The 23,358-nt window shown below is 71.7% G+C and carries 23 protein-coding genes, 1 tRNA gene and 2 pseudogenes; 6 read left to right on the top strand and 20 right to left on the bottom strand.

Features of this window, described 5'->3' with window-relative positions; translation table 11 throughout:
• Positions 1–374 precede the first annotated feature (374 nt).
• Entirely contained in the window at positions 375–926 is a 552-nt protein-coding gene (locus ACFY16_RS16740) for a transcriptional regulator (protein WP_390647859.1), read from the top strand.
• On the opposite strand, the gene ACFY16_RS16745 is transcribed toward ACFY16_RS16740, so the two are convergent.
• Positions 908–981 (bottom strand) — tRNA-Pro (locus ACFY16_RS16745). The genes ACFY16_RS16740 and ACFY16_RS16745 overlap by 19 nt on opposite strands.
• Before the next feature lie 131 nt (positions 982–1,112).
• Between ACFY16_RS16745 and ACFY16_RS16750 the strand changes: the two genes are divergently transcribed.
• The gene (locus tag ACFY16_RS16750) at positions 1,113–1,820 is read left to right on the top strand and encodes a transketolase (protein WP_390647860.1); all 708 of its coding nucleotides are present in this window, start codon (positions 1,113–1,115) and stop codon (positions 1,818–1,820) included.
• Positions 1,821–1,910: 90 nt separating this feature from the next.
• Complete coding sequence (locus ACFY16_RS16755; RefSeq protein WP_390647861.1) at positions 1,911–2,831, top strand: transketolase family protein; 921 nt, start codon at positions 1,911–1,913, stop codon at positions 2,829–2,831.
• A 208-nt stretch (positions 2,832–3,039) separates the two neighbouring features.
• On the opposite strand, the gene ACFY16_RS16760 is transcribed toward ACFY16_RS16755, so the two are convergent.
• From ACFY16_RS16760 to ACFY16_RS16815, 12 genes are all read right to left on the bottom strand, one after another.
• Positions 3,040–3,399: an MmcQ/YjbR family DNA-binding protein gene (locus ACFY16_RS16760; RefSeq protein ID WP_390647862.1), complete on the bottom strand. Its 360-nt coding sequence runs from the start codon at positions 3,397–3,399 to the stop codon at positions 3,040–3,042.
• Positions 3,400–3,429: 30 nt separating this feature from the next.
• A complete protein-coding gene (locus ACFY16_RS16765; RefSeq protein ID WP_390647863.1) occupies positions 3,430–3,969 on the bottom strand; it encodes a GNAT family N-acetyltransferase in 540 nt (179 codons plus the stop codon).
• Positions 3,966–4,562: a helix-turn-helix domain-containing protein gene (locus ACFY16_RS16770; RefSeq protein WP_390647864.1), complete on the bottom strand. Its 597-nt coding sequence runs from the start codon at positions 4,560–4,562 to the stop codon at positions 3,966–3,968. The genes ACFY16_RS16765 and ACFY16_RS16770 overlap by 4 nt, the downstream gene beginning before the upstream one ends.
• A 40-nt stretch (positions 4,563–4,602) precedes the next feature.
• Positions 4,603–5,505 carry a LysR family transcriptional regulator gene (locus ACFY16_RS16775; RefSeq protein WP_390647865.1) on the bottom strand — a complete coding sequence of 301 codons (903 nt, stop codon included), beginning with the start codon at positions 5,503–5,505 and terminating at the stop codon, positions 4,603–4,605.
• Positions 5,506–5,562: 57 nt separating this feature from the next.
• Positions 5,563–6,762, bottom strand: a complete 1,200-nt coding sequence (locus ACFY16_RS16780; protein ID WP_390647866.1) for a glycine C-acetyltransferase — start codon at positions 6,760–6,762, stop codon at positions 5,563–5,565.
• Positions 6,763–6,799: 37 nt separating this feature from the next.
• Positions 6,800–7,828, bottom strand: coding sequence for an L-threonine 3-dehydrogenase (gene tdh / locus ACFY16_RS16785; RefSeq protein ID WP_390647867.1), 1,029 nt, complete (start codon positions 7,826–7,828; stop codon positions 6,800–6,802).
• 242 nt (positions 7,829–8,070) lie between these two features.
• On the bottom strand, positions 8,071–8,640 hold the full coding sequence (locus tag ACFY16_RS16790; RefSeq protein WP_390647868.1) for a GAF domain-containing protein: 570 nt from the start codon (positions 8,638–8,640) through the stop codon (positions 8,071–8,073).
• A 61-nt stretch (positions 8,641–8,701) separates the two neighbouring features.
• Positions 8,702–9,322 (bottom strand): ATP/GTP-binding protein, encoded by a 621-nt coding sequence (locus tag ACFY16_RS16795; RefSeq protein ID WP_390647869.1) that lies wholly within the window; start codon positions 9,320–9,322, stop codon positions 8,702–8,704.
• Positions 9,300–9,671, bottom strand: coding sequence for a DUF742 domain-containing protein (locus ACFY16_RS16800; RefSeq protein ID WP_390647870.1), 372 nt, complete (start codon positions 9,669–9,671; stop codon positions 9,300–9,302). The genes ACFY16_RS16795 and ACFY16_RS16800 overlap by 23 nt, the downstream gene beginning before the upstream one ends.
• Before the next feature lie 2 nt (positions 9,672–9,673).
• The gene (locus ACFY16_RS16805; protein WP_390647871.1) at positions 9,674–10,108 is read right to left on the bottom strand and encodes a roadblock/LC7 domain-containing protein; all 435 of its coding nucleotides are present in this window, start codon (positions 10,106–10,108) and stop codon (positions 9,674–9,676) included.
• Between the two features lie 68 nt (positions 10,109–10,176).
• A complete protein-coding gene (locus ACFY16_RS16810) occupies positions 10,177–12,987 on the bottom strand; it encodes an ATP-binding protein (protein WP_390647872.1) in 2,811 nt (936 codons plus the stop codon).
• 373 nt (positions 12,988–13,360) lie between these two features.
• Positions 13,361–14,542 carry an MBL fold metallo-hydrolase gene (locus ACFY16_RS16815; protein ID WP_390647873.1) on the bottom strand — a complete coding sequence of 394 codons (1,182 nt, stop codon included), beginning with the start codon at positions 14,540–14,542 and terminating at the stop codon, positions 13,361–13,363.
• 203 nt (positions 14,543–14,745) lie between these two features.
• Between ACFY16_RS16815 and ACFY16_RS16820 the strand changes: the two genes are divergently transcribed.
• Both ACFY16_RS16820 and ACFY16_RS16825 read left to right on the top strand, forming a co-directional pair.
• Positions 14,746–15,924 (top strand): Glu/Leu/Phe/Val dehydrogenase dimerization domain-containing protein, encoded by a 1,179-nt coding sequence (locus ACFY16_RS16820; RefSeq protein WP_390647874.1) that lies wholly within the window; start codon positions 14,746–14,748, stop codon positions 15,922–15,924.
• 36 nt (positions 15,925–15,960) lie between these two features.
• Positions 15,961–16,572: a TetR/AcrR family transcriptional regulator gene (locus tag ACFY16_RS16825; protein WP_390647875.1), complete on the top strand. Its 612-nt coding sequence runs from the start codon at positions 15,961–15,963 to the stop codon at positions 16,570–16,572.
• 131 nt (positions 16,573–16,703) lie between these two features.
• On the opposite strand, the gene ACFY16_RS16830 is transcribed toward ACFY16_RS16825, so the two are convergent.
• The 5 genes and pseudogenes from ACFY16_RS16830 to ACFY16_RS16850 all read right to left on the bottom strand — a co-directional run bounded on the left by ACFY16_RS16830 (position 16,704) and on the right by ACFY16_RS16850 (position 21,463).
• Positions 16,704–17,489 carry an SGNH/GDSL hydrolase family protein gene (locus ACFY16_RS16830; protein ID WP_390648186.1) on the bottom strand — a complete coding sequence of 262 codons (786 nt, stop codon included), beginning with the start codon at positions 17,487–17,489 and terminating at the stop codon, positions 16,704–16,706.
• Between the two features lie 145 nt (positions 17,490–17,634).
• Positions 17,635–18,348, bottom strand: coding sequence for a DUF6250 domain-containing protein (locus tag ACFY16_RS16835; protein ID WP_390647876.1), 714 nt, complete (start codon positions 18,346–18,348; stop codon positions 17,635–17,637).
• Positions 18,332–18,706: pseudogene (locus tag ACFY16_RS16840) on the bottom strand (hypothetical protein); the annotation flags it as partial. The gene ACFY16_RS16835 and the pseudogene ACFY16_RS16840, both read right to left, overlap by 17 nt.
• A gap of 432 nt (positions 18,707–19,138) precedes the next feature.
• A pseudogene (locus ACFY16_RS16845) lies at positions 19,139–19,249 on the bottom strand (peptidase); the annotation flags it as partial.
• A 141-nt stretch (positions 19,250–19,390) separates the two neighbouring features.
• Positions 19,391–21,463: an alpha-galactosidase gene (locus tag ACFY16_RS16850; RefSeq protein WP_390647877.1), complete on the bottom strand. Its 2,073-nt coding sequence runs from the start codon at positions 21,461–21,463 to the stop codon at positions 19,391–19,393.
• A 243-nt stretch (positions 21,464–21,706) separates the two neighbouring features.
• Between ACFY16_RS16850 and ACFY16_RS16855 the strand changes: the two genes are divergently transcribed.
• Positions 21,707–22,504 carry a tyrosine-protein phosphatase gene (locus ACFY16_RS16855; RefSeq protein ID WP_390647878.1) on the top strand — a complete coding sequence of 266 codons (798 nt, stop codon included), beginning with the start codon at positions 21,707–21,709 and terminating at the stop codon, positions 22,502–22,504.
• 73 nt (positions 22,505–22,577) lie between these two features.
• On the opposite strand, the gene ACFY16_RS16860 is transcribed toward ACFY16_RS16855, so the two are convergent.
• On the bottom strand, positions 22,578–22,700 hold the full coding sequence (locus tag ACFY16_RS16860; protein ID WP_390647879.1) for a DUF6126 family protein: 123 nt from the start codon (positions 22,698–22,700) through the stop codon (positions 22,578–22,580).
• Positions 22,697–23,350 (bottom strand): helix-turn-helix domain-containing protein, encoded by a 654-nt coding sequence (locus ACFY16_RS16865; RefSeq protein ID WP_390647880.1) that lies wholly within the window; start codon positions 23,348–23,350, stop codon positions 22,697–22,699. The genes ACFY16_RS16860 and ACFY16_RS16865 overlap by 4 nt, the downstream gene beginning before the upstream one ends.
• Positions 23,351–23,358: the final 8 nt, after the last annotated feature.

Below are 23,358 nucleotides of genomic sequence, written 5' to 3' on the forward strand. Positions count from 1 at the left end.
TATCGAACACACAGCCCGACAAGGATCTTGCCCCTCTGTTCCGCCCGTCGCGGCCCGCTGACCCTCTCCTTTGCCAGCAGTGCGGATGCGATAAATCATCCGGCCTGATCACAATTGATCACTGTCTCTGGCCGTACCCACCGCTCGTCCCGATATCTTCACGCAGACAGGGCAGGGGCGGCATCATGATCCGTCATGCTGCTCCGCCTGGCCTGCCTCGCCGCGACCAACACCTTCGCGCTCCGGCGCCTGCTCCCGATGCGCGACCGCAGCAAAGACACCGGAGCGTCACACAGCGTGATCGACACCTACGGATGCCGGCAGAGGGCACAACCGGCCACCGCTCGGGACCCGCGCCGCGTACGCCGGCTGCCATGACGACGCACGACGAGCGCCAGCGGCCCGGCCCTCACGACGCCGAGCCGGGGCGGGAGTCGGCTGCCGGGGCCACGCACCGGCAGCGCCGGGCGCCCGAGGCACGGCAGCTGCCGCAGCGGCTGGAGGAACTGCGCGGCCCGTGCGCAGGCGTTGTCGAGCTGCCGCTGCACGTGGCGTGGTCTGGACTGCGCGCCTACGACCTCGCGGACGAGAAACTTCTCCTCGGCCTCTACCGAACCGTCCTGACCAGCGGCTTCCACGACGACTGCACGACATTCCTGAACGCCGACCTGCTCCGCGCGCACTGGCCCCGGCTGCGCCGCATGATCGGCCGCGGCGTCCGCACACATCCGGCGCCTCCACGAGGTCGTCCGCCGACTCCGCTCCCCCGCCCCGCCCGCCTTCAGCACCACCGTGAACAAGCTCCAGGCCGACCGTGCGACCACACTGCGACCACCACGCCCCGGGACGCACGAAAGGCCGCCTTCCCATTTCTGAAAAGACGGCCTCCGACCTGCGAAAAGCAGAGTCGGGACGACAGGATTTGAACCTGCGACCCCTTGACCCCCAGTCAAGTGCGCTACCAAGCTGCGCCACGTCCCGGTGCCTTCTGACCTGGGGTTTCCCCTGGCCGAACGCGCATGGAAACAATACCGCACTCAGGTCGGTGGTCGCGCACTCGTTTATCCGGAGCCCTTGACCTGAAGTTTGGTTGAGGTTGAATCATCGTTCGCATGACGATCACCAGGGAAGACAGCCGGACGTACGGATACGCGGACCTGTCGCGGCTGATGGGGCTGATGACCGGCGACGAGAAGCACGGGCCGGCGGCGACATCCACGCTGGACGTGCTGTGGGTGCTCTACGACCGGGTGCTGCGGGTCACCGCGGAGGGGATGGACGACCCGGCGCGGGACCGGTTCCTGCTCTCCAAGGGGCACGGGCCGATGGCGTACTACGCGGTCCTGGCCGCCAAGGGCTTCGTGCCGGTGGACCGGCTGGGCGGCTTCGGCTCCTACGACTCGCCGCTCGGGCACCATCCCGACCGGGTGCTGGTGCCGGGGGTCGAGATCGGTAGCGGGTCGCTGGGGCACGGGCTGCCGATCGCCGTGGGGACGGCGCTGGGGCTGCGGGCGCAGGGGCTCGACGAGCCCCGGGTGTGGGTGCTGGTCGGGGATGCCGAGCTGGACGAGGGCAGCAATCACGAGGCGATCGCCTTCGCCGGGCCCGCCGGGCTCGAACGGCTGCACACGGTCGTCGTCGACAACTCCTCCGCCAGCCACTCCCGGCCCGGCGGGATCGCCGCGCGGTTCGAGGCCGCGGGCTGGTCCGCGGTGACCGTCGACGGCCGTGACCATGAGGCGTTGTACGACGCGTTCACCGCGTCGCATCCGGGACGCCCGCATGTCGTGGTGGCCCGGGTCGAGCCGAAGCACTCCTGAAGCACCCCCTCCCTCTGCCGCGATCTGCACAATTCTGCGGCGATATACGGCGATATACGGCGCTCCGCCACGAAAGGAAACGAAGTATCCATGGACACCATGCGCGACCGCTTCGCCCCCGTCCTCTCCCGGCTGCTCGACGAGGATCCGCGGGTCGCGGTCGTCCTCGCCGAGATCGGCAGGGACGGCTTCGCGGAAGCGGCACACAGGCACCCGGACCGGGTGATCAACGTCGGCATCCGGGAGCAACTGCTGATCGGCGCGGGCGCCGGCCTGGCACTGACCGGACTGCGGCCCGTGCTGCACACCTTCGCGAGCTTCCTCGTCGAGCGGCCCTTCGAGCAGGTCAAGCTGGACCTCGGACACCAGGGCGTGGGCGCGGTGCTGGTCAGCGCGGCCGCGTCCTTCGACTGGCCCGCGGGCGGGTACACGCACATGGCTCCCGGTGACGTGGCTCTCCTCGACACCCTGGACGGCTGGACGGTGCATGTGCCGGGACATCCCGACGAGGCCGAGACCCTGCTGCGCCACGCGGTGGCCGCGGGCGACGACAAGGTGTACGTACGGCTGTCCGTCCAGGCCAACGCCCAGGCGCTGCCCGTCGACGGGAAGCGGTTCCGGACCGTGCGCGAGGGTCGCTCCGGCGTGGTCGTCGCCGTAGGGCCCATGCTCGACGCCGTGCTGGCCGCCACGGAGGGCCTCGACGTCACCGTGCTGTACGCCACGACCGTACGGCCCTTCGACTCGGCCGCCCTGCGGCGCGCCACCGAGGGCGCCGGAGCGGATGTCGTCCTGGTCGAGCCGTATCTGGCGGGCACGTCGTCGGCCGCCGCGAACGACGCCCTCGCCGATGTGCCCCATCGTGTCCTGGGCCTGGGCGTGGGCCGCCGCGAGCTGCGGCGATACGGGACCGTCGAGGAGCACGTGGCCGCGCACGGGCTCGACGCGAGGTCGCTCAGGGAGCGGATCGTGGACTTCGTGGGGGACGGGCGGGTGGCGGTGCGCGGGTGAGCGCCGAAGCGCCAGAGCGCCGGCCGACGACCGACGACCGACGACCGACGGCATGGGGACGGCGCCTGCGGCGGCCCGGCAAGGGCGTGGTGCTCATCCGAGAAGCAGGCACGTCCACCGGGCCGGAGCCGGTCCGCCGCGCTCGGAGCGAGACGGCTGCCGCGTTCACGCCACGCGGCCATGCGGCACTGACAACACCCGCGGCTTTTCAGTCCGTTGCCGGCCGTCCCAGCTCGGGATACGCCTCCAGCAGCCGGGGCGGGGCCGCCTGGCGCCAGGAGTCGGCGAGGATGTCACGCAGTTCGTCCTCGTCCTCGAGCGCGGCGAGCCGGGTCCGCACCCAGGCGAACTGTGCCTCGTGGTCGGCGATCCAGAACTTCCCGGGCTCGGCGAGGACCAGCTCGTCGCGCTCCTCCTTGGGGCAGCGCACGGCGATGGACGTCTCGTCCTCGGGCAGCGTGGCGAACATCTTCCCCGCTACCCGGAACGTGGGCATGTTCCAGGCGATCTTCTCCGTGGTGTCCGGCAGGGACAGGGCGATACGGCGTACGTCTTCGGCATCCGGCATGAGTCGCACCGTAGCCGCCGGCACCGACAGTCACCCCGCGGTGGCCGCCTCGCCCACGTGTTTGTAGTAGAGCGTGGTCGGCCGCAGCACCCCGTCGGGACTGGCCGCGTAGTCGGGGATCACCCCGGCCCTGGTCCAGCCGGCGGAGCGGTAGAGGTGCTCGGCGGCGCTGTCGGTCTCCGTGTCGAGGTGCAGCAGGGTGATGCCGGCCCCGGTGGCCGCCTCCTCGGCGGTGGTCAGGAGCCCGCGGGCGAGGCCCCGGCCGCGGGCGTCCCGGTGGACCATCAGCTTGACGAGTTCGGCGCGGTGGCGGCTGTTGGGCTTGTCGGGGAAGGCCAGGGTGACGGTGCCGACCACACGTCCCGCGTCCCGCGCGACCCACACCGCGAGCTGCCCGGCGGCCACGCCTGCGGCCCGCTCCCGCCACCAGGCCACGGCCTCCGCGTGGTCGAGCGGTGCGAGGAAGCCGATCGAGGCACCGCCGTGCACGGTGTCGGCCAGCAGGTCGGCCAACTCCTCGACGAGGGACAGCACCTGGGGCGCGTCGAGTCGCGTCACGGTCGCCGTCACGGCAGCACCACCGCCAGCACATAGCGCGCGTCCACGGCACCCGGGCACCGGAACCGCGTCGGCCCCCACACCCGCAGCCGCAGACAGTCGCCGGTGTCGAGGTGATGGGAGATGTCCTGCGCGGTCACCTCCAGGGCCCCTTCCAGCACCCAGATGTGCTGTTCCAGGCCGGGCACGGGCGGGCGGTCGTAGGCGATGTCGGCGCCCGCGGCGAGCCGTCCCTCGACCAGTTCGCCGCGCAGTCCGGCGTGCGGCGGGGACACGGACCGTCGTACGAACCCGGAGGCCCGGTCCTCCCACACCGGCTGCCCGGCGGCCCGTACCAGCAGGGCGGGCTCCGCCTCCACCTCGCTGAGCAACTGGGACATGGTCCGCCCGTACACGGCGCACAGGCGGTTGAGCAGCGAGGCGGTCGGGCTGATCTCCGCCCGCTCGGCCCGGGACAGCGTCGAGCGGCTCACTCCGCTACGTTCCGCCAACTCCCCCAGCGACCAGCCGCGTTCGGCCCGCAGCTCGGCCAGCCGGGCACCGAGCCGGACGTCGACGTCGTGCTCGCCGCCGATTCCGTTCACGTCACTCACCCCCTGTTTCATATCAGGGACGCTATCCCAGATACGACACGAAGGGGAAGCGCTACGGCTGGGCCGCCTCGCCCAGCGCGTCCAGCACCGGACGGATCAGGGGGTGTCCCTCGGCTCCCCGGCGCACGGCCGCGAAGACCCGGCGGGTGGGAGCCACACCGTCCACGGGGCGGACCAGCACTCCGGTCAGGTCCATGCCGCTCAGCGCCGAGCGCGGGACCAGGGCCACGCCGGCGTCGGCCGAGGCCAGGGCCACCACCGCGCGGAAATCGTCCGAGGAGTGTTCAAGGCGGGGCTGGAAGCCGGCGTTCTCGCAGGCCAGGACGACCACATCGTGGCAGGGGTTGCCGGGGTAGGGGCCGATCCAGGGGTCCTTGGCCAGCTCCGCAAGGGGGACCTCGGCGGTGTCGGCGAGGCGGTGGGTGACCGGAACGACCGCGTCGAAGGGCTCGGCGTACAGCGGGACATGGGTCAGCCGGGGGTCGTCGGCGGACGGGGCCCCGCGGTACTCGACGGCGACGGCCACGTCGACCTGTCGGTCCAGGACCATCGGCAGGCTGGCGTCGCCCTCCGCGTCCTGGACGCGGATGCGGATGCCGGGCGCCGACTCGGCGAGGCGGGCCACCGCGGGCGCGACGACGTGGGCGATGCCGGTGGCGAAGGCGGCGACGGTGACCGTCCCGGCCGCGCCGGAGCTGTAGGCGGCCAGTTCCGCCTCCGCCCGCTCCAGCTGGGCGAGGACCGCATTGGTGTGGCTGAGCAGGATCTCGCCCGCCGGGGTCAGTCGTACGCCCTTCGCGCCGCGTTCGACCAGGCGGTGGCCCGTCTCCTGTTCCAGCGCCGTGAGCTGCTGGGAGACCGCCGAGGGGGTGAGATACAGCGCGGCGGCAGCCGCCGTCACCGTACGGTGGTCGGCCACCGCACGGAGGATGTGGAGCCGCCGCGCTTCGATCATGGGGCGATTCTCTCAAATGCCCCCTGTGCCCCTGTCCAGGTGCTCCTGCGCCCCCGCTCAGGCCTCCAGCTCGGCCCGCGCCGCCACGAAGGCGTCGACCGCTCGGTTCACGTCGCTCGTGGAGTGCGCGGCGGACAGCTGGACGCGGATGCGCGCCTGGCCCTGCGGGACGACCGGGTACGAGAAGCCGATCACGTACACGCCGCGCTCCAGCAGCAGCTCCGCCAGGCGGGCCGCCCTCGCCGCGTCGCCGATCATCACGGGCGCGATGGCGTGGTCGCCGGGGAGGACGTCGAAGCCCTCCTCGGTCATCCGGCGGCGGAACAGGGCCGTGTTCTCCGCGAGCCGGATGCGCAGGTCGGCCGCCGACTCCAGCAGGTCGAGGACCTTCAGGGAGGCCGCCGCGATGACCGGGGCGAGGGTGTTGGAGAAGAGATACGGGCGGGAGCGCTGACGCAGCAGGGCGACGATCTCCGCCCGGGCGGCCACGTAGCCGCCGGAGGCGCCGCCGAGGGCCTTGCCGAGGGTACCGGTGATGATGTCGACGCGGTCCATGACGCCGTGCAGTTCGGGGGTGCCGCGGCCGCCGGGGCCGACGAAGCCGACCGCGTGGGAGTCGTCGACCATGACCATGGCGTCGTGACGGTCGGCGAGGTCGCAGATCTCGCGCAGCGGTGCGACATAGCCGTCCATGGAGAAGACGCCGTCGGTGACGATGAGCTTGCGGCGCGCGCCGCCCTCGGTGGCCTCCTTCAACTGCCGCTCCAGGTCCGCCAGATCACGGTTGGCGTAGCGGAAGCGGCGGGCCTTGGACAGGCGGATTCCGTCGATGATCGAGGCGTGGTTGAGGGCATCGGAGATCACCGCGTCCTCGGGGCCGAGCAGGGTCTCGAAGACACCGCCGTTGGCGTCGAAGCAGGAGGAGTACAGGATCGTGTCCTCCTGGCCGAGGAACGCGGACAGCCGCGCCTCCAGCTCCTTGTGCACCTCCTGCGTACCGCAGATGAAGCGCACGGACGCCATGCCGTAGCCCCAGCGGTCGAGCGCCTCGTGGGCGGCGGCGACGACCTCCGGGTGGTCGGCGAGGCCGAGGTAGTTGTTCGCGCAGAAGTTGAGGACCTCGCCGGGGCGGCCGCCCGCGGTGACGGCGACGGTCGCGGACTGCGGGGTGCCGATCACGCGCTCGGGCTTGTGCAGGCCGGCGGCGCGGATCTCGTCGAGGGTGGCGCGCAGGTCGTCGCGCACGGAGTCGAACATGGGGAAGCTCCTAGAAATGCAGCTGACTGCGGGTGACTTACGCGGTCCAGTCGAGGATGACCTTGCCGCCGCGGCCGCTCGCCGCGTCGGCGAACGCCGCCTCGAAGTCTCGGTAGCCGTACCGGCCGGTGATCACGGGGGCGAGGTCGAGGCCGCCTTCCAGCAGCACCGACATGGCGTACCAGGTCTCGAACATCTCGCGGCCGTAGATGCCCTTGATCGTGATCATCGAGGTGACGATCCGGGCCCAGTCGACCGGGAACTCCTGGGACGGCAGTCCGAGCATGGCGATCCGGCCGCCGTGCGTCATGTTGGCGATCATGTCGCGCATGGCCTCGGGGCGACCGGACATCTCCAGGCCGATGTCGAAGCCCTCGCGCAGGCCGAGGGTGCGCTGTCCGTCGGCGATGGTGGCGTCGGAGACGTTCAGCGCGAGGCTCACGCCGATCTTGCGGGCGAGGTCCAGGCGGTCCTCGCTGACATCCGTGACGACGACGTTGCGGGCGCCCGCGTGCCGGGCCACCGCCGCCGCCATCAGGCCGATCGGGCCGGCACCGGTGATCAGTACGTCCTCGCCGACCAGCGGGAAGGACAGCGCGGTGTGCACGGCGTTGCCGAACGGGTCGAAGATCGCGGCGACGTCGAGGTCGACGGGGACGCGGTGCACCCAGACGTTGGCGGCGGGCAGCGTCACGTACTCGGCGAACGCTCCGTCGCGGCCGACGCCCAGACCGACGGTGGCCCGGCACAGATGGCGGCGGCCGGCCAGGCAGTTGCGGCACTTGCCGCACACCAGGTGCCCCTCGCCGCTGACGCGGTCACCGGCCTTGATGTCGGTGACGTCACGGCCGGTCCCGACGACCTCGCCGACGAACTCGTGCCCGACCACGAGCGGGGTGCGGATGGCCTGCTGCGCCCAGCCGTCCCAGGCCCGGATGTGCAGGTCGGTGCCGCAGATGCCGGTCCGCAGGACCTTGATCAGTACGTCGCCGGGCCCGACTGCGGGCTCCGGGACGTCCGTGAGCCACAGCCCGGGCTCTGCCTTCTCCTTGACCAGCGCCTTCAACGCTACGGCTCCTGTGGGTGAGGTCCCGGCCGCGGGCATGCCGAAGAGGCCCGCATCCGGGGAGAGGAGTGGAATCGCGTAGCAATCTGCCGTATCGCGGCGCCCGGGTCCATCGAGGTTTTCTTAAGCGGCGCCACAGCTTTCCTTCACGCCGGTCCGCTCCGCCCGCTCGATCCGCGCCGTCGACTCGATCCGCCTTGTCCGCCCCGCCCGCCCTGTCCGCGCCTGTCCGCGCCGCCCGCTCAAAGCGGGAGCCCGTCCTCCTCGCATCGTTCGAGCCGTGCCGCAAGCTCGGCGGCTGTCGACTTGACGGTCTCCAGCCCGGTCCTCCCCCAGGGCCGGGGCGCCACGTCGGCCACGCACACCGTGCCCAGCACCATCCCGGTGGTGTCGATCAGCGGGGCGCCCAGATAGGAGTGGATGCCGTACTCGTAGACGATCGGGTTGCCGGCGAATCGCGGGTAGTCGCGGACGTCCTCGAGGACCAACGCCTTGTGCCGGACGACGACATGGGGGCAGTAGCCGTGGTCGCGCGGCAGCCAGCGGCCCACCTCGGGCTTGCCGCCCGGCACGGCCGGACGGGCCCCCGGAAGGTGCAGGCCGGCGAAGAACTGCCGCTGCTCGTCTATGAAGTTGACCATGGCATACGGCGCCCCGGTGAACTCGGCGAGGCGGTCCGCGAAGGCGTCGAGCACGGGTTCGGGCCGCTCCCCCAGTCCCAGTCGGCGCAGCCGCCGGGCGCGGGCTGGGGCCTCCTTGTCCTCGGGGGTGAGCAGCAGTCGACCGGCGGGGCGCGGTGGGTCGTAGCTCATGGCCGGACTCCGGTCGGCTGGGCGTAGGTCATATATGGGCTCCGTGAACGGTGTTCGGGGGTCACATGTGGGCGCCGCGGCTGGGCTCGGGGGCGGCCGGGGCGTGGGCGATGAGGTGGCGTACGAGGGTCAGCAGGGTCTGGACCCCCGAGACGGAGATGCGGGCGTCGCAGCGGACGACGGGGATCCCGGGGTCGAGGTCGAGGGCGGCGCGGACCTCTCCTGCGTCGTAGCGGTGGGCTCCGTCGAACTCGTTGATCGCCACGATGAAGCCGAGGCCGCGTTCCTCGAAGAAGTCGACGGCCGCGAAGCACTCCTCCAGGCGGCGGGTGTCGGCGAGGACGACCGCGCCGAGCGCGCCCTCGGAGAGCTCGTCCCACATGAACCAGAACCGTTCCTGTCCGGGCGTACCGAACAGGTAGAGGACGTGTTCCGGGTCGAGGGTGATGCGGCCGAAGTCCATCGCCACGGTCGTCTCGACCTTGTTCTCGATGCCGTCGAGGTTGTCGGTCGCGGCGCTGACGGTGGTGAGCAGCTCCTCCGTGCTGAGCGGCGCGATCTCGCTCACGGCGCCGACAAAGGTCGTCTTGCCGACCCCGAACCCGCCCGCCACCAGGATCTTCAGCGCGGTGGGGAAGGGGTCGGAGCCGTCCTCGTAGTCAGAGCTGTCGTCGTAGTCCATCGAGCACTGCCTCCAGAAGAGCCCGGTCGGTGGGGTTGTGGTGGAACTCGGGTGGCTTGGTGGTGAGCACCCCGCAGTCGACCAGGTCGGACAGGAGCACCTTGGTGACCGCCGCCGGCAGCTTCAGATGGGCGGCGACCTCGGCGACCGAGACGGGCAGGCGGGAGAGGGCGAGGGCCTGCGCGTGCTCGGGGCCGAGATAGCCGAGGGGGGTGACTCCGGTGGCCCTCACCTGCGACATGAGGTCGAGCGCGATGGTGGGCTCGGTGCGGCCGTTGCTGACCGTGAAAGGGCGCACCAGGCGTCCGGCCGCGTCGTCGAGCCAGGGCTCGTCGCCGGCCGCCGCCACGTTCAACGCCTCATCACCGGGGGTTCGCCGGTGTGCTGCCGGGGTGCGGTCACCAGGTACGGGCGGACGCTCTTGACCAGCATCGCCATCTCGTAGCCGAGTACCGCCGCGTCGGCCTCGCGGCCGGCGAGCACCGCGAGACAGGTGCCGGAGCCGGCGGTGGTCACGAACAGCAGCGTCGAGTCGAGTTCGACGACCACCTGCCGTACGTCACCGCCGTCGCCGAAGCGGGCGCCGGCGCTGCGCCCCAGGGAGTACAGGCCGGAGGCCAGGGCGGCCATGTGGTCGGCGCTGTCGTGGTCGAGGCCGTGGACGGACTTCACGAGGCCGTCGCAGGAGAGGAGAACCGCACTGGTGGTGTGCGGTACGCGCTGCACGAGGCCGCTCATCAGCCAGTCGAGATCGGACACGTGACTGGTCGGCGCATCGCTCGCCATGGTGGATCGACTCCTAGGGGTACGAAGGTCTGTGGGAGCGGTGGGGGTGGGGGTGGGCGCGGGGGTGGTCATCCGGCTGATGTGCTCCCGTCGTGCCGGGCGGGGTGGTGGTCGGGTCCGGGCGCGGGCCGGCTGTCACGCTCGCCGTGTGCCTCGGGGGAAACGGGCGCGTGTGCGGGGCGCGCCTGCGGTATGGGGGCGGTGTCCAAGAAGGGCGGTGGTACGGGTACGTCGGCGGGGGGCAGCATCGGCACAAGGGGAAGGTCGGTGAGTGACGCGTCCGCCGGCGGCGCCGACTCCAGGCTCTGCTGAGCCTCGGCCAGGCCGACGCCCCGCTGGAAGGCGGCCATCAGGCCGGGGTCGTGTCCTACGACGTCCTCGGCGGCGGGGCGCGGCGCGGGACCGCCGCGCAGTTGGGGTGCGATGTGCTCCTGGGCGCGGCGGCGGGGCAGTTGGGGCTTGCCCATGGTGCCGCGCACGGCGCCGTTGCGCGGGACGGGGAGCCCGACCGTGTTCTCCGCGACGGTCCGCCGTTCGTCGGGCCGGATACCGGGCACGGCTGAGGCGGGGTTGGGCCGTTCACCTCGGGGGACGCGCACGGGGAGGGGGGCTGGGCCGGTGTTCGGGGCCGGCGGGGCGGAGGGGCTGCCGTCGTACGACAGCGAGTCGAGACCTCCGGCGTTCGGCAGCGGGCCGGGGCCTCCGGCGCGGGACGGTGTACCGGGGACGACGTCCGGGTTCGACACCGACCTGGGGCCGTCGGCGTTCGGGGTCGACAGCGAGCCGGGCCCGGCCTCGTTCGGCCGGCCGAACGAGGCCGGGCCGACGGTGTTCTGGAGCGAGGCCGGCCCTGCGGTGTCGGGAAGCGAAGCCGGTTCAGTGCTGTTAGGAAGCGAAGCCGCAGCGGCGCCGTTCGCCGTCGGAGCCGCGCCGCCGCCGCTCGCCGCCGTCGGTGCCACGCCGTCACTGCCCGGCATCGGGATCACGCCGCCGCCGTTCGGCGTCAAGGCCGATCCGCTGCCGCTCGGCATGAAGTCCGGTCCGTGTCCGCTGCCGCTCGACACGAAGCCCGGTCCGTGTCCGCTGCCGCTCGACGTGGCGGACGTTTCGGAGCCGTTCGCCACGAACGCCGAACCGGCGCCGCCCGGCATCGGGACCGGGCCACCGATGCCCGCCGCCCCGACGGAACCTACACCTCCGGATACCGGAACCGAACCGCCGATACCCGACACGGGAACCGGACCGCCCACACCCGCCGACGAAGCCGAGCCACCGCCCCCCGGCACCGGAACCGAGCCGCCGAGGCCCGACACCGGAACCGAGGCGCCGAGGCCCGACACCGGGACCGAACCACGTCCGTCCGACACGGGTACCGGACGGCCGGCGCCCGCCGGCGAGGCCGACCCGCCGCCGTCCGTCATGGGCGCCGGACCGCCGCCGCCACCCGGCATCGCAACTGGCCCACCGCCGTTCGCCGGAGCGGCCGGACCCCGGTCGCCACGCTGCCGACGGTGGTGCCGTACGCCGGACGGAGCCGGGGGTGGGAGGTGCCGTCCGGTCTCCGAGGCGGCGCCGGACTGCGGTGCGGCCCCGGGCTGCGGTGCGGTTGATCCGCGTGTGCCGCCCGCCGGGTCCTGCGGCTGCGGTACGGCTCCGGCGACGCCCGGCATCGCGCCCAGCAACCCCTGCGGCACGACCAGAACGGCCTGCACCCCGCCGTAGATGTTGGTCTGGAGGCGGACCCTGATGCCGTGCCGGCGGGCGAGCTGGGAGACCACGAACAGCCCGATGCGGCCGTCGGCCAGCAGCCGGGCGACGTTGACCTGGTCGGGGTCGGCCAACAGGGCGTTCATCCTGCTCTGTTCCTCGACGGGCATGCCGAGCCCGCGGTCCTCGACCTCGACGGCGAGCCCGGAGGTGACCAGGTTGGCGCGCAGCAGCACCTGAGTGTGCGGAGCGGAGAACACCGTCGCGTTCTCGACGAGTTCGGCCAGCAGATGGATGACGTCGGCGACGGCGTGGCCGCGCAGCTCGCCGTCGATCGGCGGGACGAGCTTGACCCTCGAGTACTGCTCGACCTCGGCGATCGCGGAGCGCAGCACTTCCGTCATGGAGACCGGGTTGCTCCACTGCCGGCGCGAGACCGCTCCGCCGAGCACGGCGAGGTTCTCGGCGTGGCGGCGGATACGGGTGGCGAGGTGGTCGACGTGGAAGAGGCCCTTGAGCAGATCCGGGTCCTCGATCTCGTTCTCCAGCTCGTCGAGGATCGAGATCTCTCGGTGCACCAGCGACTGAAGCCGCCGGGCGAGGTTGACGAAGACCTCGAGCTTCTGTTCGCTACCCGTCTGGCTGGACAGTTGGGCGGCCTGCACGACGGCGGTGACGGCGCCGTCGTGCGCGCGGGCCAGGTCCGCGGCGAGCAGTTCGAAGTCGTCGGCGTCCTCGGGCGGGCCGCCGCGCGGCTTGCGCTGGGGCGCGCTCTCGCCCCGGCGCAGCGCCTCGACCACGGCACGCAGATCCGCCTCGCCACGTGCGCTGCTGCGGCGCAGTGCGCCGACGCGGTCGCTCACCGACCTGGCGGCACGGTCGGCGGCCACCGAGGCGATCAGGATGCCGACCAGGGTGACCGCGAGCGCTCCGGCGAGCACGGCCCACAGGGTGAGGCTCTGTCGTGCTCCGGTGGAGCGGACGGTGAACAGGACCGCCGCGCACGCACTGAGGGCGACCGCGACCGGCGGCAGCACGGCGATGCGCAGGAGTTGTGGCCGTATGTGGGTCTCGGGCAGCGGAGGGGCGGTGCGGGCGACCGGCCGCCCGTGCCGCCCGCCGCCACCCTCACGGCGGTCTGCGCGTGCGGCCGGTGCGCGGAGGTGAGACATCGGTGTCCTCGTGCTGGTCCGTCGGGCCTGGTTGCTCGCGCGTGGTGCGCGGCTCAGGCATGCGCCATCGCGGTGTCGACCGAGAGAGCCGAGTGATTCGGCCCTGCGTCGCCCGACGGACACTCACAGTAGTCGCCGATGCATCATGTGCGGTGGGCAGTTGACAAAGTCTCACGCACAGCGTCCCACTCTGGTATGAGACCTCGTACGACAGACCGATAAGCCCCTCATACCCCCCGCCCCCGAAGGGCACTTGAAGGGGGATTCAACGCTCACACTCGATCAGAAATTGTCACTGCCGGTGATGTGCACGGGGCGAAAACGGCCGGCTGACCACCGAGTCGGGTCGCGCCCAACCCGGGACGGACGCCCGCTACTCCCCCGCGAGCACCGGCTCCGGCCCGGACGACACCACCGGCGGCCACGCCGGCCAGCCCCCGACCGGAGGCTTCGCCACGGCGCGCCACCACGGTGTCGCGGGCGGCGCGTCGGTCGGCTCGAAGGGCTCGCCGGCCCGCGGTGCCGCCAGTGTCACACCGGCCTTGTGCGTGGCACGCATCGTGCCCTCGCCGGGCTCCGCCCACGGATGCGGCGCAAGGTTGAAGGTCGCCCAGTGGATCGGCAGCATGGCGCCCACGGCGGGATCCCCGCCCTGGAGATCGAGATGCGCCCGGACGCCTTCCTCCGGGGTCATGTGGATGTCGGGCCAGAACTCCGAATAGGCGCCGATCTGGATCATCGTGGCGTCGAACGGGCCGTGCTCCGCGCCGATGTCCTTGAAGCCCTCGAAGTAGCCCGTGTCGCCGCTGTGGTAGATCCGGTGCTCCTCGCCGGCCACGGCCCAGGAGGCCCAGAGCGTGTGCTGGGTGTTGCGCAGGCCGCGTCCGCAGAAGTGGCGCGCCGGAGTGGCGGTCAGGGTGAGACCGCCGATCCGGGTCGACTCGTTCCAGTCCAGCTCGCGCAGCCGGTCCGCGGACACGCCCCAGTGCTCGAGGTGGGCACCGACGCCGAGCGGCACGGCGAACCGGGTGTCCGTGCCGGCCAGCGCCTTGATCGTGGGCATGTCGAGGTGGTCGTAGTGGTCGTGCGAGATGACGACGACGTCGACCGGGCCGAGGGCGGCCAGCGGCAGGGGCACCGGGTGCAGCCGCTTGGGCCCGGCGAAGGCGAACGGGGAACAGCGCTCGCCCCAGACCGGGTCGAACAGCACCCGGTGGCCGTCGATCTCGGCGAGCACGCTGGAGTGTCCCATCCAGGTGAGCCGCAGCCCGGTGGCCGGCGGCCGGGCGAGGTCGGCGAGGGTGGTTGCGTGCACCGGGATGGTGCCGTTCGGGGCGCGGTGGGACTTGGCCTCCTTGTCGAAGTAGATCTTCGCGAAGGCCGACGCCGAGCCCGCGGGCCGGATCCGGGAGGTACCGCCGGGGTTCTGGAAGACCCCGTCCTTGAAGTGGGGTGATCGGCGGATGCGCGCCAGGCGCTCACCGCTCGGGTCCGCGCCGAAGGCGTCGGGCTGCAGCGCGCGGAGCCCGAGGCTCGGGGAACGGAAACCGGTCACGGCACCTCCAGGTGGAGTCGGGGCGTTCCATTATGGTCGGCCCCTCCGACAACACCGGACCGCGGCCTTCCCTTCCCCCGAGGCCGCACCGTCCTCCCTCCCGTCCACCGCTCCGCGGAGAGCCGCGTTGACAGGCCGCGACAGCCCTTCCGATACTGACCGACGATTCAGTAACTTCGGTAACCCGCTCCCCAGGAGTCCGCATGACCTCCCCTCTGCTCTCGCTCACCTGGACCGACGACGTCACCGGCCGCCAGGGTTTCCTGGTCGTCGACCGGCTGGTGCGCGGCGTGTCCAGCGGCGGGCTGCGGATGCGGGCGGGCTGCACGCTGGAGGAGATCGCCGGACTCGCCCGCGGCATGACCATGAAGGAGGCGCTGCACTACAACCCCGAGGGCCGCTACGTCCCCCTGGGCGGCGCCAAGGGCGGCATCGACTGCGATCCCCGGGACCCGGAGGCGTACGGCCTGCTGGTGCGCTATCTGCGAGCCGTACGGCCGTACGTCGAGAGCTTCTGGACCACCGGCGAGGACCTCGGCCTCACCCAGGACCTGGTGGACAAGGCCGCGGGCGAGGCGGGTCTGGTCTCCTCGATCCAGGCCGTGTATCCGCTGCTCGACGACGAGGCCGCGGCCCGGCAGCGGCTCGCGGACGCGTTCGCGGTCGAGGTGGACGGCATCGGTCTCGACGAACTCGTCGGCGGCTGCGGGGTCGCCGAGTCGGTGCTCGTGGCCCTGGACCGGGCGGGTGTGCCGTACCGGGGGACGCGGGTCGCCGTGCAGGGCCTGGGCACCATGGGCGGCGCCACGGCCCGCTTCCTCGCGCGCGCGGGCCTGACGGTGGTGGCCGTCGCCGACATCAAGGGCACGATCGCCAACCCGGCGGGGCTCGACGTCGATGCGCTGCTCGCGGGGCGGGACGCGTACGGCACCGTGGACCGCGCCGTACTGCGCCCCGGTGACAGTGAACTGCCGGGTGACGCCTGGCTGTCCGCCGACGCGGAGGTGTTGGTGCCGGCGGCCGTCTCGTACGCGATCGACACCGCCGACCAGGAGCGGATCACGGCCCGCTGGATCGTCGAGGCGGCCAACATGCCCGTCCTCCCCGAGGCGGAGAAGCTGCTGGCCGCGCGCGGGGTGACCGTACTGCCGGACGTGGTGGTCAACTCCGGGACGAACGCCTGGTGGTGGTGGACCCTCTTCGGTGACATCGGGCCGACCGCGGACGAGGCGTTCGCGTACACGCGCCGTTCGATGCGCGCCCTGGTCGACCTGGTGCTGGCCCGCGCGCAGGCCGACGGCACGACGCCGCGGGGCGCCGCGCACGCCATCGTCGCGGACCGGCTGCCGGTGATCGCCGAGCGGTTCGGCCGGTACCGGTGAGCGGGGTCACCAGCGCCGGCCCACTAGGGTGACCGCGTGGCGAGAGTGCGGTTGAGCGTGGCGGAGCGGCGCGAGGAGTTGCTGCGGGCCGCCGTCGAGCAGATCGAGGCGCGGGGTGTGGCGGCGGTCAGGATCGCCGACGTGGCCTCGGTCCTCGGTGTGAGCAACGCGCTGGTGCTCTATCACTTCTCGACGAAGGAGAAGCTGGTCGCCGCCGCGTTCACGCACGCGGCCGAGGAGGACCTGGCTCAGCTGCGCAAGCTGCTCGGCCGCCGGACGACCGCGGTACGGCGGCTGCGGTCGGCCGTGCGCTGGTACGCCCCCACGGGGCAGGCCAAGGGCTGGCGGCTGTGGATCGAGGGCTGGGCGGTGGCGCTGCGCGAGCCCGCTCTCCGGGGCGTCACGCGGGACCTCGACCGGCAGTGGAAGGCGGCGATCGCCGCGGTCATCGCGGACGGTGTGGCCGCCGGCGAGTTCGCCTGCCCGGACCCCACCGGCACGGCCCTGCGTCTGACGGCGCTGCTCGACGGGCTCGCCGTACAGCTGACGTCCTACGCCGGTGCCGTGTCCCGGGCACGCGCACTGGAGTGGGTGGACGAGGCGCTGGCCCGGGAACTGGGGCTCGCGCGGGAGGCGTTGACGGCGTGACGGCCTGTCCGGCCGATCATGCCGCAGACGCGGGGGCCGGGCGTACATCCGCGACTTGATCGGCCGGACGGGCCCTGGCACGGGGCCGGCCGGCCGCCCGACCCCACACCCGATGCCCGTACGCCGCCCCCTCAGGCGACGGCCGCGATTCGCTCCTTGATGTCGTCCGGGGACAGTTTGCCCTTGGCGGTCACATGGTCGCCCGAGGACTCCCCGCGCAGTCGGCGGCCGATCCACGGGACGAGGTACTCGCGCGCCCAGTGGACGTCGTCGCGCCGCACCTCGAGGGTGCCGCGCGGCGGGAGCGCCGGCCAGGGCTGCTCCGGGTCGGCCGGCACGTCCAGGCCGAGGACCTGGCCCGCGCGCAGCGCCACGCGCGTGTGCCCCTCGGGCGAGAGGTGGAGCCGGTCGCCGTCCCAGGCCCGGCGGTCCTGGATGGACTTCAGCGACCACAGGTCGAGCACCGGACAGCCGTACCGGTCCGCGATGGCCCGCACATGCCCGTTGTAGGTCGCGATCTTGCCCCGCAGATGCTTGAGCAGGGGAACGCCACGGGTGTCGAAGCCGGTCGTCACCATGACCGTGCCCGACACGGCGGCCAGCGCGGCGATCGCGCGCTCGAACCGCTCGGCCACCTCGTCGGGATCCGTCCCGGGCCGGATGATGTCGTTGCCGCCCGCGCAGAAGGAGACCATCTCCGGCGCGAGTTCGACGGCCTGCGGAAGCTGGTCGGCCACGATCTGGTCGAGCAGCTTGCCGCGTACCGCGAGGTTCGCGTACTTGAAGTCGCCCTCGGGCCGTCGGTCCGCGAGCAGTACCGCGAACCGGTCGGCCCAGCCGACGAACGCCCCGTCGGGACCGGGGTCGCCGACGCCCTCGGTGAAGCTGTCCCCCACCGCCACGTACGACCCGATCACTGATCTGCTGTCACTCTTCGAATCGTCTGCCACGTCGGCCCATGATTCACCTTCGAATGTGACCTACGCGACCGTAGGAAGGGGTTGACGTGCGGTGAGATAAGCCACTCTTAAAGACTTTCCCAATCAGGGAATAAGGGCGTGGTCAGGAGCGTCGAGGCAGTGCCCACACCCGGAAGTCGCGGATGCGGAAGTGGCTCCACGTGGTCCGGAAGGCGAAGTGACCGCTCGTGTACGGCTCCGGGTCGGTGTAGTCGAAGACGAGCTGCCCGTTGTTCCACCACTGGACCGTCGAGCCGTCCGAGACGACGCGGACGTGGTTCGGCTCGTTCGCGGTGAGCAGCGGCTCGGTGTAGTCGTAGATCAGCGGGCGCACCCCCGCCTCACCGACGTAGCGGCGCAGGCGGGTCGTGGTGTTGGTGTTGGCGCCGTAGCCGGCGTAGTACGTCGTGAGGTAGTCGTACTCGGCCAGCGCCCCGCCGCGCTGCGTGGCGAAGAGGTCGTCCGGGGAGCGGACGTCGGTGGCGTTCCAGAAGTTGTTGAGGTCCGAGACACGGTCGTTGACGCCACCCTCCGACACCGGTGTGGCGGTGTACTCGATGGCGTACGGGCCTTCGAGGCGCTGCTTGAACCAGATCGACGCGCCGCTCGGCACGTCGATCTCCAGGATGCCGCGGGAGGCGGTGACGGTGCCGCCGTCCTGGAGTTCGGTGACCCACTGGCCGAGGCCGTGGCGGAAGTCGTCGTGGGCGATGAGGCGGCGGTGCCTGGGTGCGGCGCTCGCGGTCCCCGCGGGGGCGAGGGCCGCCAGGGCGGCGCCTGCGGCCAGGGCGCCGAAGGCTCTACGCGTGGTCGTCACGGGAAAGGGCTCCTTCTTCAGTGGTGATGGCCGGCCTCGGGATCCTGCGGGTCTCGGTGCCGAGGTAGTAGTTCGTGTACGTCGACTGCAGATAGCCGCGCACGGTCCAGCCGAGGCGGTACTCGGGGTTCTGGGCGAGTGTGTAGATGCGGGTCTTCGTCGGCTCGTCCGTGGTGTACAGGCGCAGCGCGGTGTGGTCGCCGGTCTCGGCGAGGATCTCCTCGCGCCAGTCGCCGAGAAGGTCGCCGTAGAACGGGGTGGCGTTGCGCGCGCCGGAGACGACTCCGGCCGGGTCGAAGAGCTTCGTGCTGGCCTCGGTGGCCGGGTCCCACTTCTCGACGTGCGTGTAGTCGAGGAGTTCGGAGGCCTTGTCGCCGTCCCACGCCGTCGACGACGTAGCGCAGGGTGCCGTCGCTGTTGACGACGTAGTTGCCGTCGGCGATCTCGTTGCTGCCGTCCTGGTCGACGTCGACGGTGCGGATCTGGTGGAAGCTGGTCGCGCCGCTGCCCACGAGGATCCCCGCGGCCGGCGCCACGCTCAGGCAGGTGCGTCGGTCGACGCTGGGCACGGGGACCTCCGAAGAGCATAGAAAGCGCTTACATCGCTACGGAGATCACTTTGGCCCCACCCTGCCGCCACTGTCGAGACCCTGGACACCACTGCCACAAAATCGCAATACAGTGATCATGAACGCGCAAAATCGCACATGCTGAAGGCCGGACCCCGGGGATCGAGGTCCGGCCTTCAGCGGAGTGGGGAGCAGGCGCCGGACGATGCGGGAAGCCGGCGTCAGACGCCCACGCCGTGCGAGCGGAGGCAGGCGACCGGGTCGACGTCCGAGCCGCAGTCCGGCGTGGTCCGGATCTCGAAGCGCAGGCGCGGGCCGGTCACATTGTCGGTTCAATTTCCCGAAAAGGCAGGTGAATCACGTGAGCATGACGGGCGACACACGGTCACCGGTACGACGCTCCTCACGCGCCCCCTTCAGCTTCCTTCATTCCAGAGCGAGTTCGAACGAAGGCTGCAATTCGGGCATACGACTCAGACGCGACGCAGGCGGATAACTGTCGCATCGAGGTCACCGCGCAACCGTGTACGCAACCCGTGATGCAGCAGTACCGCACCGCGGTGAACTTCGCCCGTTTCGAGGCATTCATACGATGCTGCCGGGTCGAGGCCGCGCAGCCGCAGCGCCGGCACGGGCTCGCCGTACCGCTGCGCCTGGAGGCAGGCGAGGACGACGGTCTCGCCCCCATGGACGTACTGCACGGCGCTCAGTCCGCCCTGCGGGGGCCGCAGCCGGTAGAGGTCGCCGCGCTGCACCAGCGGCCGGATCTCCTTGTAGAGGCCGACCCAGTCGCGCGCCTCGGCGAGTTCCTCCTCGGTCCACCGGGTGAGGTCTCCGCCGACGCCGAGCACCCCGGCCATGGCGCTCACGAACCGGAACCGCAGCGAGCTCACCCGGCCGTTGAGCTGGACGTTGGGGCTGTCGGTGACCCAGGCGGCCATGACCCGCGCGGGGTGGACCTGACTGAAACCGTGCTGGATGGAGAGCCGGTCGAGCGGGTCGGTGTTGTCGGAGGTCCACACCTGGTCCGTACGGCTCATGACCCCGAGGTCGATCCGGCCGCCACCGCCCGAGCAGGACTCGAAGGCGACGCCGGGGTGGGCCGCCCGGAGCCGGTCCAACAGGGCGTACAAGGCACGCACGTGGTCGACCCACAGGCGCTGCGGATACGCCTCACCGGGCCAGCCGGCATCGGTGAAGGAGCGGTTGAAGTCCCACTTCACGTAGTCGATCGGGGCGCTGGTCAACAGCGTGTCGAGCCGCTCCCAGAGGTACTCCTGGACGTCCTCGCGCGCGAGGTTCAGCACGAGCTGATTGCGGAGCTCCGTCCGCTTTCGTCCCGGCTGGTACTGCACCCAGTCAGGGTGCGCCCGGTACAGGTCACTGTCCGGATTGACCATCTCGGGCTCGACCCAGATGCCGAACTGCATGCCGAGGGCGTGCACGTCGTCGGCGAGGGGCTTGAGGCCGGCCGGGAAGCGGTCGGGGTTGGGCGTCCAGTCGCCGAGCCCGGCCCGGTCGCTGGTGCGTGCGCCGAACCAGCCGTCGTCGACCACGAACAGCTCGACACCGATCTCCGCGGCCCGCCGCGCGAGGGCCCGCTGCTGCTCCTCGGAGATGTCGAACTGCGTGGCCTCCCAGGAGTTGAAGAGCACGGGCCGGTCCCGGTCGGCCCCAGGGATGACGTACGTCCGCTGGTAGGCGTGCCAGGCGCGGCTGGCACCGCCGAAGCCGCCGTCGCTCCACAGGCCTGCGAACACGGGCGTGGTGAAGGACTCCCCCGCCGCCAGCCGCAGCAGGCCCGAGTCGTCGTACCCCGCGCCGCCGGTGATCTGCACGCGCGCGTCCGGGAGTTGCGCCACGGCGATCCGCCAGGTCCCCGACCAGCCGAGCGCGCAGCCGTAGACCTCGCCGCGCTCCTCGGTGGCGTCGGTGTCGAGGGCGACCCACGGCAGGTGCTGGTGTCCGGTGTGGCCGCGACGGCTGCCGATGACCTTCTCACCGTAGGTGAGGTACGACTGCGTCAGCCGGGACTCGGCGGCCCAGCGGCCGTGCAGCTGGGACAGGCGCCAGCCGTCGCGGTCGGGCAGGGTCCAGGTGGCGGAGTCGGCGCGCAGCAGCTCCAGGGGGGCGGGGCCCTGGTTGTCCACGGTCACCCAGCGCTCGACCACGTCGTCACGCATCCGGTAGTGCAGCGTGACGGCCGCCCCCGCGTCACGGAACCGCAGCCTCAGCTCGTCCCCCTCGGTCTCGTACGCCTCGAAGCCCCACTCGGTGCCCCGCCGCTCGTCGGTACGCACGGACAGGGCGGGCCGGACGAAACGGGGGCCGCCCTCGACCGGGTACTCCTCACGTCCGTCGAGCGGGGACTCGAAGGACGAGAGGTCCGGCAACGGGCGGGTCGCGAGGGACTCCGCGTCGGCGAGCGCGATTCTGGGGCCCCAGTGCAGGTGCAGGAGCTCGTCGTCCCCGGTGAGGTGGACGGCGTAGCTGCTCAGCGGCCCCGACAGCAGCCACGTACGGCCGTTTTCCGCGATCTCCAGCATGAGGCCTCACAGTTTCGAACAGATGCGAACAAGCGCGAACAGGACTTGGCAAGCCCCAACATCATCAAGGGCCCGGGGCCTTCCGGGCAATTCCTGTGGACAACTCGTTGCGTCGGCATGCCGTCTCCACTTCGCCCTGTGGACAACTCGTTGCCCCAGGAATCCATGTCGTATGGTCGACAGCGGATCCCCGTCGGCCACCCGCCGAGCCGCGTCGGCGGGGGCGAGCGGGAGGAGCCCCCCTTGACGCAGCAGGTCCCGTCGACCGAACCCGAGCTGGCCGGAGTGCGCAACTTCCGTGACGTGGGCGGACTGCCGACCGTCGACGGGCGGCGGGTGCGGCACGGTGTGCTGTTCCGCAGCGGCCACCTCGCGCACGCGACCGACGAGGACGCGGCGTTCCTGTCCTCTCTGGGGTTGCACACCGTCTTCGACTTCCGCAACGCGGCGGACCAGAAGCTGGAGGGCCCGGACGTCGAGCTCCCCGGCGTGCGCAATGTGAACCTGCCGCTGTCGGACCCGGCCGACGGCTCCGAGTTCTGGAAGATGGTCCGCGACGGCGAGATCGACCAACTGCGCGCGATCCTCGGCGAGGGCAAGGCCGCGCACCGGATGATCACGTCCTACCGCACGATCGTCAAGGAGCGCACGGACGAGCACTCCCGGGTGCTGCACTCGCTGGCCGAGGACAGCGTTCCCGCCCTGATGCACTGCGCGGCGGGCAAGGACCGCGCCGGCCTGTCCATAGCCGTGACGCTGCTCGCCGTGGGCGTGGAGCGCGAGGCGATCCTCGCCGACTATCTGGAGTCCAACGCCAAGCACCGCCGCTACAAGGTGCGCCGCAGCGACTCGTCCTCGGCGGGCTACTCCCCCGAGGTCATGGAGCTGCTCAGCCCCCTGTTCGACGCGCGGGCGGAGTACCTGACGGCGGCCGTCGAGACCATCGAGGAGACGTGGGGCGGCGTCGACGCCTACCTGGAGCAGGGACTCCGGCTGACACCGCAGACCCGGGAGCGGCTGCGCGACCGGCTGCTCGACTGAGGCCTGTCGCGTCACCGCACCGCTGTCTCCTGCCTGCCGCGCCGCGCACCGCCGGGTCCTGCCGATGGGCTGCCTACTGGTTGGCGCCGACCTCGAAGAGCAGCCAGATGAAGGCCGCGAGGACATGCCCCACGGCGATGTAGATGATCAGCCGGATCCAGAGGGTGCGGGGGAACTTCTCCTCCATGTCGCTCATGGCGTCTCTCCAATGGTGGGGCCGAGGCACAGGGTGGCCGTCGGGCTCTGCAGCAGGGTGTGGACGAACAGGAGCTCGACCCCGTCGGGCTCCTGTGCGGCGATGCGGTGCGGGGTCAGCGAGTCGAAGTGCGCACTGTCGCCCGGCCCCAGCAGGTGCGTGGCGTCGCCCAGGCGCAGCCGCAACCGCCCGGTGAGGACGTACAGCCACTCCTCGCCGGGGTGCACGCGCACGATGTCGCCCTGAGAGCCGTACGGGACGTGCACGCGCAGTGCCTGCATTCCGCGCCCGGGCGAACCGGCCTGCCAGTACGTCCAGCCGCCCGCCGCGGTCGGCTCCATGTCACCGGCGCGCAGCACGGCGTCCCGGTCGGGGACCGTCTCACCGAGCAGTTCCGAGACGGTCGTACCGTAGATACGGGCGAGCGCGAGCAGCATCGGCAGCGAGGGCTGGCGCTGCCCGGTCTCCAGACGGGAGAGATGGGCGGGCGACAGCCCGGCGGCGCGGGCCGCGGCCTCCAGAGTCAGGGCGGCCCGGCGGCGCAGGTCGCGCAGCTGAGGCGCGACGGCGGGCAGGGTCTCGGCCGGCCCGGGCATCGGCTCTGCGGTGGGCCCGGTCACCGGCCCGGGCCCGGCTTCGGAGGAGTTCATGCACTCCA

Source organism: Streptomyces sp. NPDC001315 (genome assembly GCF_042896175.1).
GTDB lineage: Bacteria > Actinomycetota > Actinomycetes > Streptomycetales > Streptomycetaceae > Streptomyces.